General features: G+C 64.7%; 13 protein-coding genes and 1 riboswitch. Of the genes, 5 read left to right on the plus strand and 8 right to left on the minus strand.

Going from position 1 to position 14,834, the window contains the following annotated elements; all coding sequences use genetic code 11:
* Positions 1 to 30 precede the first annotated feature (30 nt).
* From glpK to BEP01S_RS14570, 8 genes are all read right to left on the minus strand, one after another.
* Positions 31 to 1,563: a glycerol kinase GlpK gene (glpK, locus tag BEP01S_RS14535; RefSeq protein ID WP_039206505.1), complete on the minus strand. Its 1,533-nt coding sequence runs from the start codon at positions 1,561 to 1,563 to the stop codon at positions 31 to 33.
* 65 nt (positions 1,564 to 1,628) lie between these two features.
* Positions 1,629 to 2,351, minus strand: a complete 723-nt coding sequence (locus BEP01S_RS14540) for an MIP/aquaporin family protein (protein WP_039206504.1) — start codon at positions 2,349 to 2,351, stop codon at positions 1,629 to 1,631.
* 132 nt (positions 2,352 to 2,483) lie between these two features.
* The gene (locus BEP01S_RS14545) at positions 2,484 to 4,202 is read right to left on the minus strand and encodes a glycerol-3-phosphate dehydrogenase/oxidase (RefSeq protein ID WP_062244647.1); all 1,719 of its coding nucleotides are present in this window, start codon (positions 4,200 to 4,202) and stop codon (positions 2,484 to 2,486) included.
* Positions 4,203 to 4,406: 204 nt separating this feature from the next.
* A complete protein-coding gene (locus BEP01S_RS14550) occupies positions 4,407 to 5,384 on the minus strand; it encodes a Ppx/GppA phosphatase family protein (protein ID WP_062244650.1) in 978 nt (325 codons plus the stop codon).
* Between the two features lie 9 nt (positions 5,385 to 5,393).
* Entirely contained in the window at positions 5,394 to 6,221 is an 828-nt protein-coding gene (locus tag BEP01S_RS14555; RefSeq protein WP_062244653.1) for an enoyl-CoA hydratase/isomerase family protein, read from the minus strand.
* 22 nt (positions 6,222 to 6,243) lie between these two features.
* Complete coding sequence (locus tag BEP01S_RS14560) at positions 6,244 to 7,365, minus strand: bifunctional 2-methylcitrate synthase/citrate synthase (protein WP_062244656.1); 1,122 nt, start codon at positions 7,363 to 7,365, stop codon at positions 6,244 to 6,246.
* Positions 7,362 to 8,267, minus strand: coding sequence for a methylisocitrate lyase (gene prpB / locus BEP01S_RS14565; RefSeq protein ID WP_039206498.1), 906 nt, complete (start codon positions 8,265 to 8,267; stop codon positions 7,362 to 7,364). Before prpB ends, BEP01S_RS14560 begins: the two co-directional genes overlap by 4 nt.
* On the minus strand, positions 8,267 to 9,763 hold the full coding sequence (locus BEP01S_RS14570) for an MmgE/PrpD family protein (RefSeq protein ID WP_039206497.1): 1,497 nt from the start codon (positions 9,761 to 9,763) through the stop codon (positions 8,267 to 8,269). Before BEP01S_RS14570 ends, prpB begins: the two co-directional genes overlap by 1 nt.
* A 196-nt stretch (positions 9,764 to 9,959) precedes the next feature.
* Here BEP01S_RS14570 and BEP01S_RS14575 point away from each other — a divergent pair, with 196 nt between their 5' ends.
* From BEP01S_RS14575 to BEP01S_RS14595, 5 genes are all read left to right on the plus strand, one after another.
* Entirely contained in the window at positions 9,960 to 10,499 is a 540-nt protein-coding gene (locus tag BEP01S_RS14575) for a DUF4916 domain-containing protein (RefSeq protein WP_039206493.1), read from the plus strand.
* 184 nt (positions 10,500 to 10,683) lie between these two features.
* On the plus strand, positions 10,684 to 11,601 hold the full coding sequence (locus BEP01S_RS14580; RefSeq protein WP_062244660.1) for a universal stress protein: 918 nt from the start codon (positions 10,684 to 10,686) through the stop codon (positions 11,599 to 11,601).
* A 79-nt stretch (positions 11,602 to 11,680) separates the two neighbouring features.
* Positions 11,681 to 11,789, plus strand: a riboswitch (TPP riboswitch).
* A 22-nt stretch (positions 11,790 to 11,811) separates the two neighbouring features.
* Positions 11,812 to 12,441, plus strand: coding sequence for an ECF transporter S component (locus BEP01S_RS14585; RefSeq protein ID WP_062244663.1), 630 nt, complete (start codon positions 11,812 to 11,814; stop codon positions 12,439 to 12,441).
* On the plus strand, positions 12,441 to 13,973 hold the full coding sequence (locus BEP01S_RS14590) for an ABC transporter ATP-binding protein (RefSeq protein ID WP_062244666.1): 1,533 nt from the start codon (positions 12,441 to 12,443) through the stop codon (positions 13,971 to 13,973). Before BEP01S_RS14585 ends, BEP01S_RS14590 begins: the two co-directional genes overlap by 1 nt.
* Positions 13,966 to 14,811, plus strand: a complete 846-nt coding sequence (locus BEP01S_RS14595; protein ID WP_062245183.1) for an energy-coupling factor transporter transmembrane component T family protein — start codon at positions 13,966 to 13,968, stop codon at positions 14,809 to 14,811. The genes BEP01S_RS14590 and BEP01S_RS14595 overlap by 8 nt, the downstream gene beginning before the upstream one ends.
* The last annotated feature ends 23 nt before the right edge of the window (positions 14,812 to 14,834 follow it).

The following is a 14,834-nucleotide window of genomic DNA, read 5'->3' on the forward strand; positions in this document are numbered from 1 at the left end:
AAGGTTGCTGGGCCGCCGTCAGGTAGTAATTCAGCCGTAGAGGGTCTCGGTGTCCTCGTCGACCCAGCCCTTGGAACGTTCGACTGCCTTGTTCCAGAGGCGGTAGACGCGCTCGACCTTCTCGTCGTCCATCGACGGGTTCCAGCGCTTGTCCTCGCGCCAGTTGTTTCGCACGTCTTCCTCACCGTTCCAGAACTTCACGGCGATGCCTGCCGCATATGCCGCACCCAGTGCCGTGGTCTCGATGACCTCGGGACGGATGACGGGCACGCCGAGGAGGTCAGCCTGGAACTGCATGAGCGTTTCGTTCGCGACCATGCCGCCGTCGACCTTGAGCTCGGTGAGCTCGACACCGGAGTCGAGGTTCATCGAGTCAAGCACCTCGCGAGACTGGAAGGCCACGGACTCCAGGGCGGCACGGGCGATGTGGTTCTTGTTCACATACCGTGTCAGACCCACCATCACGCCGCGGGCGTCGGACTCCCAGTGCGGAGCGAAGAGTCCGGAGAACGCGGGCACGATATAGCAGCCGCCGTTGTCGTCGACCTTCTTGGCCAGGGTCTCGACCTCGGGGGCGTCGTTGATGATGCCGAAGTTGTCGCGCAGCCACTGCACGAGCGAACCGGTGACGGCCACCGAGCCTTCGAGCGCGTAGACGGCGTCGTCTTCGCCGATCTTGTACGCAACCGTCGTGAGCAGACCGTTCTTGCTGGCCACAGGCTCATTGCCGGTGTTGATGAGCATGAAGTTGCCGGTGCCGTAGGTGTTCTTCGCCTGCCCCTTCTCGAAGCAGGCCTGACCGAACGTCGCTGCCTGCTGATCACCGAGGATGCCGCAGATCGGGGTGTCGATGATGAGTCCGTTCTTCGCCCCGTACCCATAGACCTCCGAGCAGGACTTGATCTCGGGCAGCATCTCGACGGGGATGCCCATATCTGCAGCGATATCGGGGTTCCAGTCGAGGGTGTCGATGTTCATCAGCATCGTCCGCGAAGCGTTCGTGACGTCGGTGACGTGGATTCCGCCGTTGACCCCGCCGGTGAGATTCCAGATCACCCAGGTGTCCATGGTGCCGAAGAGCAGGTCCCCGGCCGCGGCGGCTTCCTTGACCCCGTCGACGTTGTCGAAGATCCACTTGGCCTTCGGACCGGCGAAGTAGGTGGCCAGAGGCAGCCCCACACGGTCCTTGTACTTGTCCGGTCCTTCGTCCCCGGCGAGTTCGTCGCAGACCTTCTGGGTGCGCGCGTCCTGCCACACGATGGCGTTGTAGACGGGTTCACCAGTGTTCTTGTTCCAGATGACGGTGGTCTCACGCTGGTTCGTGATGCCCACGCCCTCGAGCTGGTGGCGGTTGATGTTCGCCCGGGTCAGGGCCTGACCGATCGCCTCGTTGGTGTTCTTGATGATCTCGACCGGATCGTGTTCGACCCAGCCGGCGCGAGGGAAGATCTGCTCGTGCTCGAGCTGGCCGGACGACACGATCTGCCCGTCATGATTGAAGACGATCGCCCGCGACGAGGTGGTGCCCTGGTCGATGGCGAGGATGAACTTTTCCTGACTCATTCTGACTCCTGTGTCCGTGTGGTTGTGAGTGATCGTACTCACTTGTCTGTTGTCTGTGATCGTACTCAGATGAAGGCCTGCGAGACCAGGCCGGCGAGGACGGCACCGACGAGCGGTCCGAAGACCGGCACCCACGAATAGGCCCAGTCCGAGCTGCCCTTGTTCGGGATCGGCAGCAGAGCGTGCATGATGCGCGGCCCGAGGTCACGGGCGGGGTTGATGGCGTAGCCGGTCGGTCCGCCCAGGGAGGCGCCGATGGCGACGACGATCAGTGCAACTGCCAGCGGTCCGAGTTTGTCCGGTGTTCCGCCGAAGAGCAGGATGACGATGACGAGCACGAAGGTGGCCACAACCTCGGTGACGAAGTTCCAGCCGTAGGAGCGGATCTCCGGCCCGGTCGAGAAGGTGCCGAGGATGTTCCCGGCGTCCTTCTCCTCGTCGTAGTGCTTCTTGTACACGGCCCAGGCGAGGAAGGCACCGATCATCGCACCGATGAGTTCGGCGGCGAGGTAGGCCACGGTGTTGGCGAAGTTGACGGGGATGCCCTCGGCATATTCGCTCGCCCCGCTGGAGAGGATTCCGAAGGTCACAGCCGGGTTGAGGTGTGCTCCGGTCTTATAGGCGACGTAGACACCGGCGAAGACCGCCAGCCCCCAGCCGAAGGAGATCAGCAGCCAGCCGCCGCCATTGCCTTTGGTTTTGCCGAGAACGACGTTGGCGACGACGCCGACACCGAGCAGCATGAGCATCGCAGTACCGGCGATCTCATAGAGGAAGATAGTGCCCATATCTCACAAACTCCTATTGTTTGTATTTCCGGTGGGTATTCCGGTCGATGGTCGACCCGGAGGGTGCTCCGGGGTCGGTCGATTTTCAGTTGTCGATATTCGGTTGTGGTCCCGCACTTCGCTGTGCACGGTTCAGTGGAGAGTCTCCCCGACCAGGGCCGCCGCCGAGGCGTCGTCGTCGGTGGACTCGGCCGCGACCTGGGCGTCGACGTGAGCGTTGAAATCCTCGACCTCGGCCGATTGACGCTCGGCGTCCCATCCGAGGACGGATGCGACGATGGCTGCGACCGCATCGGCGGCGCTCTTGCCTCGGTCCGGGGATTCGTAGTTCAGCCGCATCCGCCTCTCGAGGATGTCGCCGAGGTGGACGGCCCCCTCTGCGGCGGCCGCGTAGTGGGCTTCGACGCGCAGGTAGCGTTCGGCGCCTTCCAGCGGCTGACCGAGTTCGGGATCCTCATCGACGAGGTCGAGCAGATCCTCGATGAGGGTGCCGTAGCGACGGATGAGCCGTTTGACGCGGTCTTCGTCCCATCCGTATTTCTCCGCGATCCCGGACTGGCCGCGGCGCAGCGCACCCACTCCCTGGGCGCCGAGCAGCGGCACGGATTCGGTGAGTGACCGGCGGTCCTTCGCATCGTCGCCGAGGACGAAGTCGACGGCGTCTTCGGCCATCACCCGGTAGGTGGTGAACTTGCCGCCGGCGATCGCGGCCAGGGCCGGTTCGACCTCCATCACGGTGTGTTCGCGGGAGACCTTCGTCGAGGCCTGCCCTTCCTTGACCACCGGCTGGAGCAGCGGGCGCAGTCCGGAGTAGACGCCGATGACGTCGTCGCGGGTGAGTTTGTCGGCGAGGATCGCGTTGGCGTGTTCGATCAGGTAGTCGATGTCCTTCGAGGTCGCCACCGGGGCGTCGACGTCTTCGTTCCACGGGGTGTCGGTGGTGCCGATGACCCAGTAGCCTTCCCAGGGGATGACGAAGAGGACGGATTTCTCCGTCTTCGAGATGATTCCGGTATTCGGGTCGGCCTTGATCTTGTCCTCGGCCACGGTGATGTGCACGCCCTTGGAGGCGAGCACCTTGAGCCCGGCATCGGCTTTCGCCAGATCCTGCTGCTCTTCGGTCCAGACGCCTCCGGCGAGGAGGGTGCGGCGGGCGTGGATGTCGAATTCCTCACCGCTGATCTCGTCTCGAGCATGGACGCCCGTGACCTGGTCGCCGTCGTGGAGGTAGCCGATGACGGAGACGTGGTTGGCGGCAGCGGCTCCGTAGCTCACTGCCGAGCGGACGAGGGTCATGACGAAGCGGGCGTCGTCGACCTTCGCATCGTAGTATTCGAGGGCTCCGACGGCGGCGTCGTCGGCCAGACCCGGGAAGTGGGAGGCCAGGGCCTTTTTTCCCAGGTGACGGTGCATCGGCACAGCGCGTTTGCGGCCCGGCCGGGTGGCCATCGTGTCGTAGAGAAGCACGCCGGATCCGATGAACGCCCGGTCGATGAGGCGGTGTTCGAAGGGGAACACGAAAGCGACGGGTTCGACGAGGTGAGGAGCGGTGTGCTGGAGCAGCAGATCGCGTTCCTTCAGCGCCTCGGCGACGAGTTTGAAGTCGAGCATCTCGAGGTAGCGGAGTCCGCCGTGCATGAGCTTCGACGAGCGGGATGAGGTTCCCGAGGCCCAGTCCTTCGCATCGACGACACCGACCTTGAGCCCGCGGGTAGCTGCGTCGAATGCCGATCCTGCTCCGGTCACTCCCCCACCGACGACGAAGACGTCGAGCGGGTCGGCCGCGCTCGTCTTCTTCAGTGTCTCGAGTGCCCGGTCACGGAAGTTCGGGGACAGCTCACCATTTCGCATCGGCAGAAGCGCACTTTCTTTCAGACGTTATTGTCATTCACCATTGTCACCCCAGCGGTTGATGCCGAGGGCGCACTGCGGAGAATAATCAAAAACTAGCAGGCAATTCTGAACAGCGATACCGACCGGTAGCAGGAGCTTGCCGCGATCGGCAGCCGCAGCGCGGTGTGACCGACAGCCGCTGCGGGGGCTGCGAGGGGCGGCTCAGTCGAGGGCGGAGACGGTCTCCATGCGCATCGCCGAGGACTGCTCGGCCGAGTCGAGGAGGTCGAGTTTGCGCATGATGATGCCTTCGCGCAGCGCCCATGGGGAGATGTTCATCACGCCGATGTCGAAGATCGTGAAGGCCGCCTCGGCGACGATCGCTCCGGCCAACACCTGACCGGCACGGGCTTCGGAGACTCCGGGCAGGTTCGCCCGCTCTTCGGGGGTGCGCGAAGCGAGGGTGTCGATGATGCCTTCGAGATCGCGGCGGAAGAGCTTCCTGGGAGCATAGATTCCGTCTCCGCTCGGAGCGGCACCGGCGATGCGCGCCAGGGAGCGGAAGGTCTTCGACGAACCGACGATCTGGTCGGGCACTCCGACCCGGTTGATGTCGCCGGCGATACGTCCGATCTGCGCCCGGGCATGCTTGCGCAGTCGGTGGATGTCTTCTGCGGCGGGCACCGGGTCCGGTAGGAAGTCCGAATAGGTGCGTCCGGCGCCGAGTGGGATCGACACTGCCGCCTGCGGGTATTCGTCCTGACCTGCCGCGATCTCCAGTGAACCGCCGCCGATGTCGAGCAGTAGGATCTTTCCGGCCGACCATCCGAACCAACGGCGGGCGGCGAGGAAGGTCACGCGGGCTTCGTCGCGGCCGGTCATGACGTTGAGGGTGACCCCGAGCTGAGCGTTGATCGATTCGATGAGGCTGACCCCGTTCGGAGCTTCCCTGACCGCCGAGGTGGCGAATGCGAGGATCTGCTCTGCGCCTTGGTCTTCGGCGATCTCGACGGCATCGGCGATGAAGGAGCGCAGTCGTTCCTGCCCGTCGGCGTCGATCGATCCGTCATCGTTGAGATACTCAGCGAGTCGGAGCACCTCCTTGTGCGAGGTGGCCGGCAGGGGCGGTGCTCCGACGTGGGCGTCGACGACCAGGAGGTGGACGCTGTTGGAGCCGATATCGAGGACTGCTAGGCGCATTCGCTCAGTTTATCCTCTCTGCGGGGCTCCGTGCTCACGGACTTCGGAACCGTTCTGCCAAGCAGATTTGGCGAAGCCGAAGTCCGGCGGTTCCTTGGCGAAGAACGCTTCCTGACCGCGGGTGATCTCTGCCCGGTAGGCCTCATCGAGCCACCGAGGCGGTTGGGTGCCTTCGGCCAGCTCACCGTCGAGGATCGCTTTGGCTCCGACCTGACTGAGTCGGGACAGTCCCACGATCCGCTCCCCCAGTGCCTGTGCGGCCTCCAACGGGGTGTCGGAGACTTCGTGGAAGAAGCCGAGTTCGGCCATCTTCTCGAACTTCACGATCGAGGCCGTGATCAGCAGGTACCTCGCCCAGGCATCGCCGAGGATCTGAGCCAGGCGCTTCGTGGGGCCGGCCGGGTAGACGAGCCCGAGTTTGGCCGCGGTGACGCCGAAGATCGAACCGGGAGCGGCGATGCGGATATCGCAGGCCGCGGCGATCTCCGTTCCCCCGCCCACGCAGTTGCCGGTGATTGCTGCGATCGTCGGGGTCTGCGAGTTCGCGAGGGCCGCCTCGGCGGTGGAGTTGAGTTCCCAGAAGTCGTCGAGCGGCACATTGAGGTCGGCGATGTCCGAACCGGCGGAGAAGTGCCCGCCGGCCCCGGTGATCACGAGCGCACCGATCGAATCGTCGGCGTCGACGTTCGCGATGATCTGCGGCAGCGCCCGCCACATCGGCCGGGAGATCGCATTGCGCTTTTCGGTCCGATCAATGACGAGGGTTCCGACCCCACCGGAGACGGTGAAGTCGAAACCCTCGAGATCGACCGGACGGTATGAACCGTCTGGTCCCATGTGTGTTCTGCCTTTCGAGAGGTCAGCCCCGGTTGTCGGGAACCTCGCGCTGGTCCTCACCGTCGTAGGCGCTGAGAGGACGGATGAGAGCGTTGTTCGCCTGCTGCTCGAAGATGTGAGCAGTCCAACCGGTGATGCGGGCCATCACGAAGATCGGGGTGAACTGCTCGGTGTCGAAGCCCATGAGGTGGTAGGCCGGGCCCGACGGGTAGTCGAGGTTCGGGTAGATGCCCTTGCGTCCGACGAAGTCCTCTTCGAAGGCGTTGTACAGGTCGAGCAGATCGTTCGCACCCTTGACGGCGACCATATCTTCGAAGGCCTTGCGCATGGTGGGAACGCGCGAATCGCCGTTCTTGTACACGCGGTGGCCGAAGCCCATGATCTTCGCCTTCTTGGCGAGCGCATCGTCGATCCAGGCCGAAGCCTTGTCGGCGGTGCCGACCTCTTCGAGCATCGCCATGACGGCCTCGTTGGCTCCGCCGTGCAGCGGGCCCTTGAGTGCGCCGACGGCACCGGCGACTGCCGAGTACAGGTCGGACGTCGTCGAGGTGATGACGCGGCTGGTGAATGTCGAGGCGTTGAACGAGTGCTCGGCGTAGAGGATCATCGACACGTCGAAGCAGCGCACGACCTCGTCTGCGGGAACCTCGTCGAAGACCATCTTGAAGAAGTTCGCGGCGTAGCCGAGGTCCTTCGTGGGTGCGACGGGGTCGAGGCCGTGACGGCGACGGTGGTCGATGGCCACGATCGTCGGCAGCTGGGCGTAGAGACGCTCGGCCTTGGCCAGGTTCGCCTCGGGGCCTTCGGTGTCGGCCTCGGGGTCGACAGCGCCCAGGTAGGCCACGGCCGTCTGCACGACGTGCATCGGGTGGCAGTCCTTGGGCAGGTCGAGGATGAGCTGGGCGAGCTTGTCATCGACGGCACGCTGAGCGCGCTCGCGCTCCTGGAATTCCTTCAGCTGCGCCTCGGTGGGCAGTTCGCCGTTCCAGATGAGGTAGGCGACGTCCTCGAAGCTGCGCTTGGCGGCGAGCTCCTGCACGGGGTAGCCGCGATAGGTCAGCGAGTTGGTCTCCTGGACCACTTTGGACACTGCGGTGGTGTCGACCACGACACCGGCGAGGCCCTTCTTGATTTCTTCGGTCACTGGTGACCCTCCTGTGAGAAGTTGAAGACTGCGGAGTCAAAATCGTTGTACGCCGCGTAGTCGATCGTGTCATACAGGTCCGCACGTGTCTGCATGCCCTCGAGCAGGTCCACCTGAGTGCCCTTGTCCCGAATGGTCTGCAGGCCCGATTTGATCGCACCCATGGCGATGCGCAGAGTCGTGACCGGGTAGATCACAAGCTTGACTCCGACATTCGCCAGCTGTTCGGTGGTGAACAGTTCGCTCTTTCCGAATTCCGTCATGTTCGCCAGGATCGGCACATCGACGCTGGACGCGAATTTCTCGAACTCTCCGAGATCTCGCATCGCTTCGGGGAAGATCATGTCCGCACCCGCATCGGCGTAGGCCTTCGCCCGGTCGATGGCGGCGTCGAGGCCTTCGCCTGCACGGGAGTCAGTGCGGGCGCAGATGACGAAGTTCTCGTCCCTGCGTCCCTTGACGGCGGCCTTGATGCGCTTGGACATCTCGGCCGTGGTCACGACCTCCTTGCCGTCGAGGTGGCCGCAGCGTTTCGGATTGACCTGGTCCTCCAGGTGCATTCCGGAGATTCCGGCGTCCTCGAATTCCTGGACGGTGCGGGCCACGTTCATGGCTTCGCCCCATCCGGTGTCGGCGTCGATGAAGGTCGGCAGGTTCGTCACTCGGGCGATATTGCGTCCGTGGTCGGCCACCTCGGTGAGGGTGGTCAGCCCGATGTCGGGCAGACCCATGGCCGCGGAGAACGCTCCGCCGGAGATGTAGACGCCTTCGAAGCCGGTCTGCTCGATGATCTGAGCGTTGATCGGGTTGATGGCGCCGGGGAACTGGACGATCTGGTCGCCGGCGAGCAGCTCGCGGAACTTGGCGCGGCGCTCGGCGGGGGTTGCCTGTGCGCCGAGCATCAGAAGATGCCCTTCGATCCGCTGTGCTCGAGTCCGTCGACGACGAAGCTGAGTTCGCCGACGCCCTTGGCGTCGAGGCTCTCGAGGTTCTCGGCCAGGTCAATGAAGCGAGCCTGCTCCGAGTCGGAGACGATGCCCTCGGCCAGGGTCTTGAACTTCTCGATGTAGTTCGCACGGGCGAAGGGACGCGCACCGAAGGGGTGGGCGTCGGCGACGGCAATTTCGTCGACGAGGGTAGAGCCGTCTTCGAATTCGATCTCCACGCGTCCGCCGAAGGCCTTCTCGTTCGGGTCGATCGAGTGGTAGCGGCGGGTCCACTCGGGATCCTCGGTGGTCTCGATCTTGTGCCACAGCTCGACGGTGTCGGGACGGCCGGCGCGCTCGGGAGCGTACGAGTGCTCGTGGTGCCAGCCCTGGTCCTGCATGGCCACAGCGAAGATGTACATGATCGAGTGGTCGAGGGTCTCGCGGCTGGCCTTCGGATCCATCTTCTGCGGATCGTTCGCGCCGGTGCCGATGACATAGTGGGTGTGATGCGAGGTGTGGATGACGATGCGCTTGATCTTCGAGAGGTCTTCGATCTGTCCGCCGAGCTTGCGGGCGAGGTCGATCAGGGCCTGCGCCTGGTACTCAGCCGAGTGCTCCTTGGTGTAGGTGTCGAGGATTGCGCGCTTCGCTTCGCCCTTGCCGGGCAGCGGGATGGTGTAGCGGGCTTCGGGGCCGGAGAGGATCCAGGCGATGAAGCCGTCCTCACCCTCGTAGATCGGGTTCGGTGCACCTTCGCCGCGCATCGCACGGTCGACGGATTCGACGGCCATCTTGCCGGCGAAGGCCGGAGCGTGGGCCTTCCACGACGAGATCTCACCCTTGCGCGACTGACGGGTCGCGGTGGTCACGTGCAGTGCCTGCTGGACGGCCTGGAAGGTGACCTCGGTGGGCAGGTGGAGCAGTGCGCCGATGCCGGCTGCGGCCGAGGGGCCGAGGTGGGCGACGTGGTCGATCTTGTGCTCGTGCAGGCACATTCCCTTGACGAGGTCGACCTGGATCTCGTAGCCGGTGGCGATGCCGTTGATGAGATCCTTGCCGCCGATGCCCTTGTGCTGGGCGACTGCGAGAACGGCCGGGATGTTGTCACCGGGGTGCGAGTACTCGGCGGCGAGGAAGGTGTCGTGGAAGTCGAGTTCGCGCACGGCCACACCGTTGGCCCAAGCGGCCCATTCCGGTGAGAAGCGGTCGCTCACCGGCAGGCCGAAGATGTTGGCACCGGGGTTGAACGCGTGGGTCTGGGCCTGCTCGCGAGCGTGGGTCGGAGCGGAGCGGCGCACCGAGGCGGCAGCAACGGCGGCGTTGTCGATGATGCGGTTGATGACCATCTCGGTGACGTCGGAGTCGACCGGAGTCGGATCGGATGCGACCTCGGCGATCTTCCAGGCGAGCTGATCTTCGCGAGCCAGGTTCTCTGAGCTCTTGTAGGTACGGACTTCATGATTGATCATGGTTACCCCTTCATACGTCCTTGACCGGTTCCGGTCAGAGAGTGCTGACACAACTGTAGGCCACGTCACTTCTCGTGATGATGAGCGGTCGGAAATTTATCTCGACATCAAGATACTTTACCCGATACGTGTTCCAGTTCACCACCAGGCCCTCCAAGCTCTTCTGCCGTGAGGGTGGTTGTGGGAATATGGGGTCATGACCCGGACAGCCTTGGATTTCGACGAGAACTGGTTCGACGACGCGGAATACGCGCAGCTGCGCAGGCGCATGCCGATCCCCTACGTCAACGCCATCCCCGTACGGGTGGGCGAGACAGGCAACGTCGAGCGCATCGGCCTCCTGCTGCGCAGCCTCGAGGACGGAACCTTGGGACGAGAGGTCGTGGGTGGCCGGATCCGCTTCCACGAGACCATCCGCACGGCGCTGGTGCGTCACGCAGAGAACGACCTCGGCCCGATGGCGCTGCCGGTCATTCCGCCCGCGATCGCCCCGTTCCACATCGCCGAATACTTCCCCACCGAGGGTTCCGCCCTCCTCCACGATCCGCGCCAGCATGCGATCGCCATGTGCTTCATCATGGAGGTCCGCGGCGAATGCACTCCGCGAGCCGATGCGCTCAGCCTCGATTGGCTGACTCCCGAGGAGACCCTGCGTCCCGATATCGTGGGCGAGCTCTGCTACGGCCAGGACCACATTCTGCGCATTGCGCTGGCCCACCTGGGCTTCCGCGTCTGAGACATAAGCCCCGAGACGCAGGCACTTAGACACAGGCTCCGACGGGTGAGACCGGGCTTCTCGCGACGTGACTTTTCTACGGCCTGTAGAACTGCATTGGTAGACTGGAGCTGACGCGGACGATACCGCCAGTCGGGGCCGTCGTCCGCGCCGGGTTGGACAGGCCCCGATCGAGAGGTGCGAGATGTCTGCTCAAAACAATTCGTCCGAATCCGGCCTGAACCAAGAACTCGGCGTCCTCGTCGGCTTCGACGGCTCCGAACTCGCTGCCCAAGCCGTCCGCTACGGCGCCATTGAGGCCGAACGCCGCAAAACCGTTCTCACCGTCGTCACCGCCTATGAGCTGCCGACGATGATCTACCCGAATATGGCCTCCATCCCCAGCGAACCCGAGGATGACAAGGCGAAGACGGCAGCAGAGAAGACCCTCGCCGAGGCGGTCGAACTTCTGCGCGACTACAACGGTGAGAAGTCCTTCCGCACTGCACCCGGCAACTCCGCCGGTGCGCTCGTCACGCTCAGTGCCGGTGCCGAAGTCGTCATCGTCGGCGCCCGCGGTCGCGGCGGTTTCATGGGCCGCGTCCTCGGATCCGTATCCACGGCCCTGCCGGCGCACTCGCACTGCCCGACGATCGTCGTTCCCGAACGATCGACGCCGGCGTCCGCCGACAACGGACCAGTGGTCGTCGCCGTCGACGGCTCCGACGCCGGACGGGTCGCCATGTTCACGGCAGCTGCCACAGCCGACGCACGCAAGTCGGAGCTCGAACTCGTCGCGGTGCTGCCGGCCGGTGAAGAATGGCTCTACTGGTATCCCGACCTCGAGCTCAGCGCCGAGGTCACCTCCCGTCGGCAGAAGCAGCTGACCGAAGGACTGGAGAGGGAAGCCGCGACCTTGTCCGAGCAGTTCCCGGATCTGAAGGTGACCACCTCGGTGCCGGTCGGCGATCCCACCGAGACCCTCGTCGAGATCAGCTCGCGCGCACAGCTCACGGTGATGGGTACGCGCGGTCGCGGACCGGTCCGCAGCGCCCTGCTGGGATCCGTCTCGCGCGGAGTCCTCAACCACGCCGAAGGACCGGTCATGGTGGTCCCGAGCTGATCAGCTGAGTCCGGCAGCCGACGGGCCTCAACGAACCGACCGGCCCGACGAAGCGCCTCGCTCCCCTGTTGTACAGTGGAGGCTACGACAGGGGAGCGCCGTCAGGGGCGCTGAGAGTGCAGAAGAAGCTGCAGACCCTCGAACCTGATGCGGTTAGCACCGCCGAAGGAAGTCGAGACTCTTCACCCCTCCTTGAAAAGAGGAGGCACAATGCCGAATACCACCGCACCGAAAACCACCCCCACCTCCGCACGCGCTTTCACCGCGGCACCGAAATCCAGGAAGTGGCGGGTGGTCGACTATGTCACCACCGCTGTCCTCGGCATCGCCGTCGGACTCGTGTTCTGGGTGTTGGCGCTGAGTTGGAAGGTTCTCGAACTCGCCTTCCAGGCCTTCCCGCCGTCGATCGGTCTCATCGCCGGACTCTGGGTGCTTGCCGGTCCGTTGGCTGCGGCGATCATCCGCAAACCCGGTGCTGCGCTGATGTGCGAACTCATCGCCGCCATCGTCGAGGCCGTCCTCGGATCCCACTTCGGAGCAACAGTGCTGCTCTCGGGACTGCTGCAGGGCCTCGGTGCCGAACTCGTCTTCGCCGCCTTCGGTTACAAGCGCTTCACCCTGTGGGTCACCGCGGCCTCGGGGATGCTGGCCGCGGCGTTCATGGCCGTGAGCGAGAACATCATGTACAACGCCGAATGGCAGTTCGACTTCCAGGCGATCTACGCCGTATGCGCGATCGTCTCCGGCCTCGTCATCTCCGGAATCGGCGCGTGGTTCGCCTACCGGGCGATCGCGGCCACCGGAGCGCTGAGCTCCTTCGCTTCCGGCCGTCTGCGCTGATGGCACTGCCGATCACTGCTTCCGGCTTCTCGTGGACTCACGCCGACCGTGATCAGCCTGCGGTCGGTCCGCTCAATCTGCAGATCGCCGCCGGTGAGAAAGTGCTGCTGCTCGGCGCTTCCGGAGCCGGCAAATCGACAATCCTTCACGCTGTCGCAGGCGTCCTTCCCGAGGAATCAGGTGAGGCCACCGGTGAACTCCTCGTCGGCGGCGAGAAACCGGATCCTCGCCGAGGCAGCACCGGGCTGGTCCTCCAAGATCCCGATTCGCAGGTGATCTTCTCCCGCATCGGTGATGATGTGGCGTTCGGGATGGAGAACCTCGGACTCCCGGCCGAGACAATCGAGGCCCAGACGCTGAAGTCCCTGCGAGCGCTGGGACTCGATCTGCCTCCGGACCATCCGAGTGCGGCTTTGTCCGGCGGGCAGAAGCAGCGGCTGGCTCTGGCCGGGATCCATGCGATGGCTCCCGAGGTCATCGTCCTCGACGAACCGACCGCCAATATCGATCCCGCCTCGGCGACCGAGGTCCGCGATGCCGTGCTCACCGTGCAGGCCGATACCGCGGCGACCGTGCTTGTCGTCGAACACCGGGTCGAGCTGTGGATCGATCACGTCGACCGGGTCATCGTCCTCGGCGGCGAAGGGATCGTCGCCCAAGGTCCGCCCGCGCAGATCTTCTCCGATCCCGATCTGACCGACGTACTCATCGACTGCGGAATCTGGATGCCGCGGCACTCCCCCACCCCGCGCCGAGGCGGAAGCGACGGAATCGGCAGGACGTCGGGCCGCCTCGGCGAGGTTCTGCTGCGCACCGATGGGCTCAGCGTTGCTCGACCGCGCATGGCCACCCCTGCCGCGACCGATCTGGAGCTGAGTCTGTGTGCCGGTCAGGCGCTCGGAATCGTCGGCGCGAACGGGGCCGGCAAGTCGACCACGGCCCTGACCTTGGCGGGTCTTCTGCCTGAATTCTCGGGGCAGGTCCTCGCCGAGGCGGCCCTACGGGAAGGGGCCAAACGTGCCCGTCCGTTCGCCTGGCCGTCGAAGCAGCTGGCGGCGCGCATCGGCATGGTCTTCCAGGAGCCGGCCCATCAGTTCCTCACCTCGAGCGTGGCAGCCGAACTCGAGCTGGGTCCCCGCCTGGCCGGGTGGTCTGCCACGGAGTCACAGGCCAGGGTGGACGAGCTTCTTGAGGGGCTCGGACTCACCGGATTGGCGCATGCACATCCGCAGAGTCTCTCCGGCGGGGAGAAGCGCCGTCTGTCGGTGGCGGCAATGTTGGCTCCCCGGCCTAGGGTGCTCGTCGTCGATGAGCCGACCTTCGGTCAGGACGCACTGACCTGGGCGGGTCTGGTCGAGATGTTCCTCGATGCCTTGGAGCACGGCTCCGCAGTGGTCGCGGTCAGCCATGATCATGCGTTCCTCGAGGCCATCGGGGCCGATCTCCTCGAACTCGGTGACCGCAGTCGTTTAGTACGAATCGGCACCAGCGATTCGGATTCCCGCGTCAGGGCGGGTGATCGCAGTGAGTGAGAGTCTCGATCAGCGCACTCGTCCCTCCCCCGAGGTCGCCGTTCAGGATCCTGGGCAGCTCATCCCCGTGGTGCGTTCCACTGCTTTGGGTCGGTGCAATCCTCTGACGAAGATCGCTGTGGCGCTCATCCTCATGGTCGGAGCTCTGTTGAGCATTGATCTGGTCTCTGCCGGAGTCGTGCTGCTGGCGGCACTGCTGGTTCTGCCGGCGACGGGACTCGATCTCGTGGCTGCAGCCAAGCGGCTGTGGTTCCTGCCCGCAGGAGCTCTGCTTGCCGCCTGGGGCACTGCACTCCTGGCGGAGAAGACCGGGGATGTGGTCGTCGACTTCGGTCCGGTCCTGTTCACCACGGGTTCGTTGGCGGCGGCCGCGGCGATCTTCGTCCGCGCCCTTGCCTTGGCGATTCCGCTCATCGTGCTCGCGTCGACGATCGATCCGCGTGATCTCGCGGATTCGCTGATCCAGCATCTGCGGCTGCCCGAGGTCGTCGTTGTCTCCATCCTGGCGGCCTCACGTCTGCTCGGGCTTCTGGTCAGTGAGTGGCAGGTGCTGGCGATGGCCAGGCGTGCCAGAGGAGTCGCCGGCGGTTCGCTTCTGCGGCGCACAGCCAGCCTCTTCAGCGGAGTCTTCGTCCTGCTCGTGGTGTCGATCCGCCGGGCAACGACCTTGGCGATGGCGATGGAGGGTCGGGCATTCGGTCGACCAGGGCGCACGTGGCGCAGGCGCTCGACTTTCGCGGGACGGGATGTCGTGGCGGTGTTGGTCAGCCTGGCGGTCTGCGGGGTCGCAATCGGAGCAGCTCATGTGCTCGGAGTCTGGAACCCGATCATCGGCTGAAACGATATCGCCCGAAACGAAGC

Source organism: Brevibacterium epidermidis NBRC 14811, from assembly GCF_001570805.1.
Taxonomy (GTDB): Bacteria; Actinomycetota; Actinomycetes; order Actinomycetales; family Brevibacteriaceae; genus Brevibacterium; species Brevibacterium epidermidis.

Excerpts from the sequence above, each read along its gene's own strand:
- BEP01S_RS14550 (WP_062244650.1), bottom strand. The coding sequence starts at position 5,384 with ATGCGCCTAGCAGTCCTCGATATCGGCTCCAACAGCGTCCACCTCCTG.
- BEP01S_RS14590 (WP_062244666.1), top strand. The coding sequence starts at position 12,441 with ATGGCACTGCCGATCACTGCTTCCGGCTTCTCGTGGACTCACGCCGAC.
- BEP01S_RS14570 (WP_039206497.1), bottom strand. The coding sequence starts at position 9,763 with ATGATCAATCATGAAGTCCGTACCTACAAGAGCTCAGAGAACCTGGCT.
- BEP01S_RS14575 (WP_039206493.1), top strand. The coding sequence starts at position 9,960 with ATGACCCGGACAGCCTTGGATTTCGACGAGAACTGGTTCGACGACGCG.
- BEP01S_RS14545 (WP_062244647.1), bottom strand. The coding sequence starts at position 4,202 with ATGCGAAATGGTGAGCTGTCCCCGAACTTCCGTGACCGGGCACTCGAG.
- BEP01S_RS14555 (WP_062244653.1), bottom strand. The coding sequence starts at position 6,221 with ATGGGACCAGACGGTTCATACCGTCCGGTCGATCTCGAGGGTTTCGAC.
- glpK (WP_039206505.1), bottom strand. The coding sequence starts at position 1,563 with ATGAGTCAGGAAAAGTTCATCCTCGCCATCGACCAGGGCACCACCTCG.
- prpB (WP_039206498.1), bottom strand. The coding sequence starts at position 8,267 with ATGCTCGGCGCACAGGCAACCCCCGCCGAGCGCCGCGCCAAGTTCCGC.
- BEP01S_RS14540 (WP_039206504.1), bottom strand. The coding sequence starts at position 2,351 with ATGGGCACTATCTTCCTCTATGAGATCGCCGGTACTGCGATGCTCATG.
- BEP01S_RS14585 (WP_062244663.1), top strand. The coding sequence starts at position 11,812 with ATGCCGAATACCACCGCACCGAAAACCACCCCCACCTCCGCACGCGCT.
- BEP01S_RS14580 (WP_062244660.1), top strand. The coding sequence starts at position 10,684 with ATGTCTGCTCAAAACAATTCGTCCGAATCCGGCCTGAACCAAGAACTC.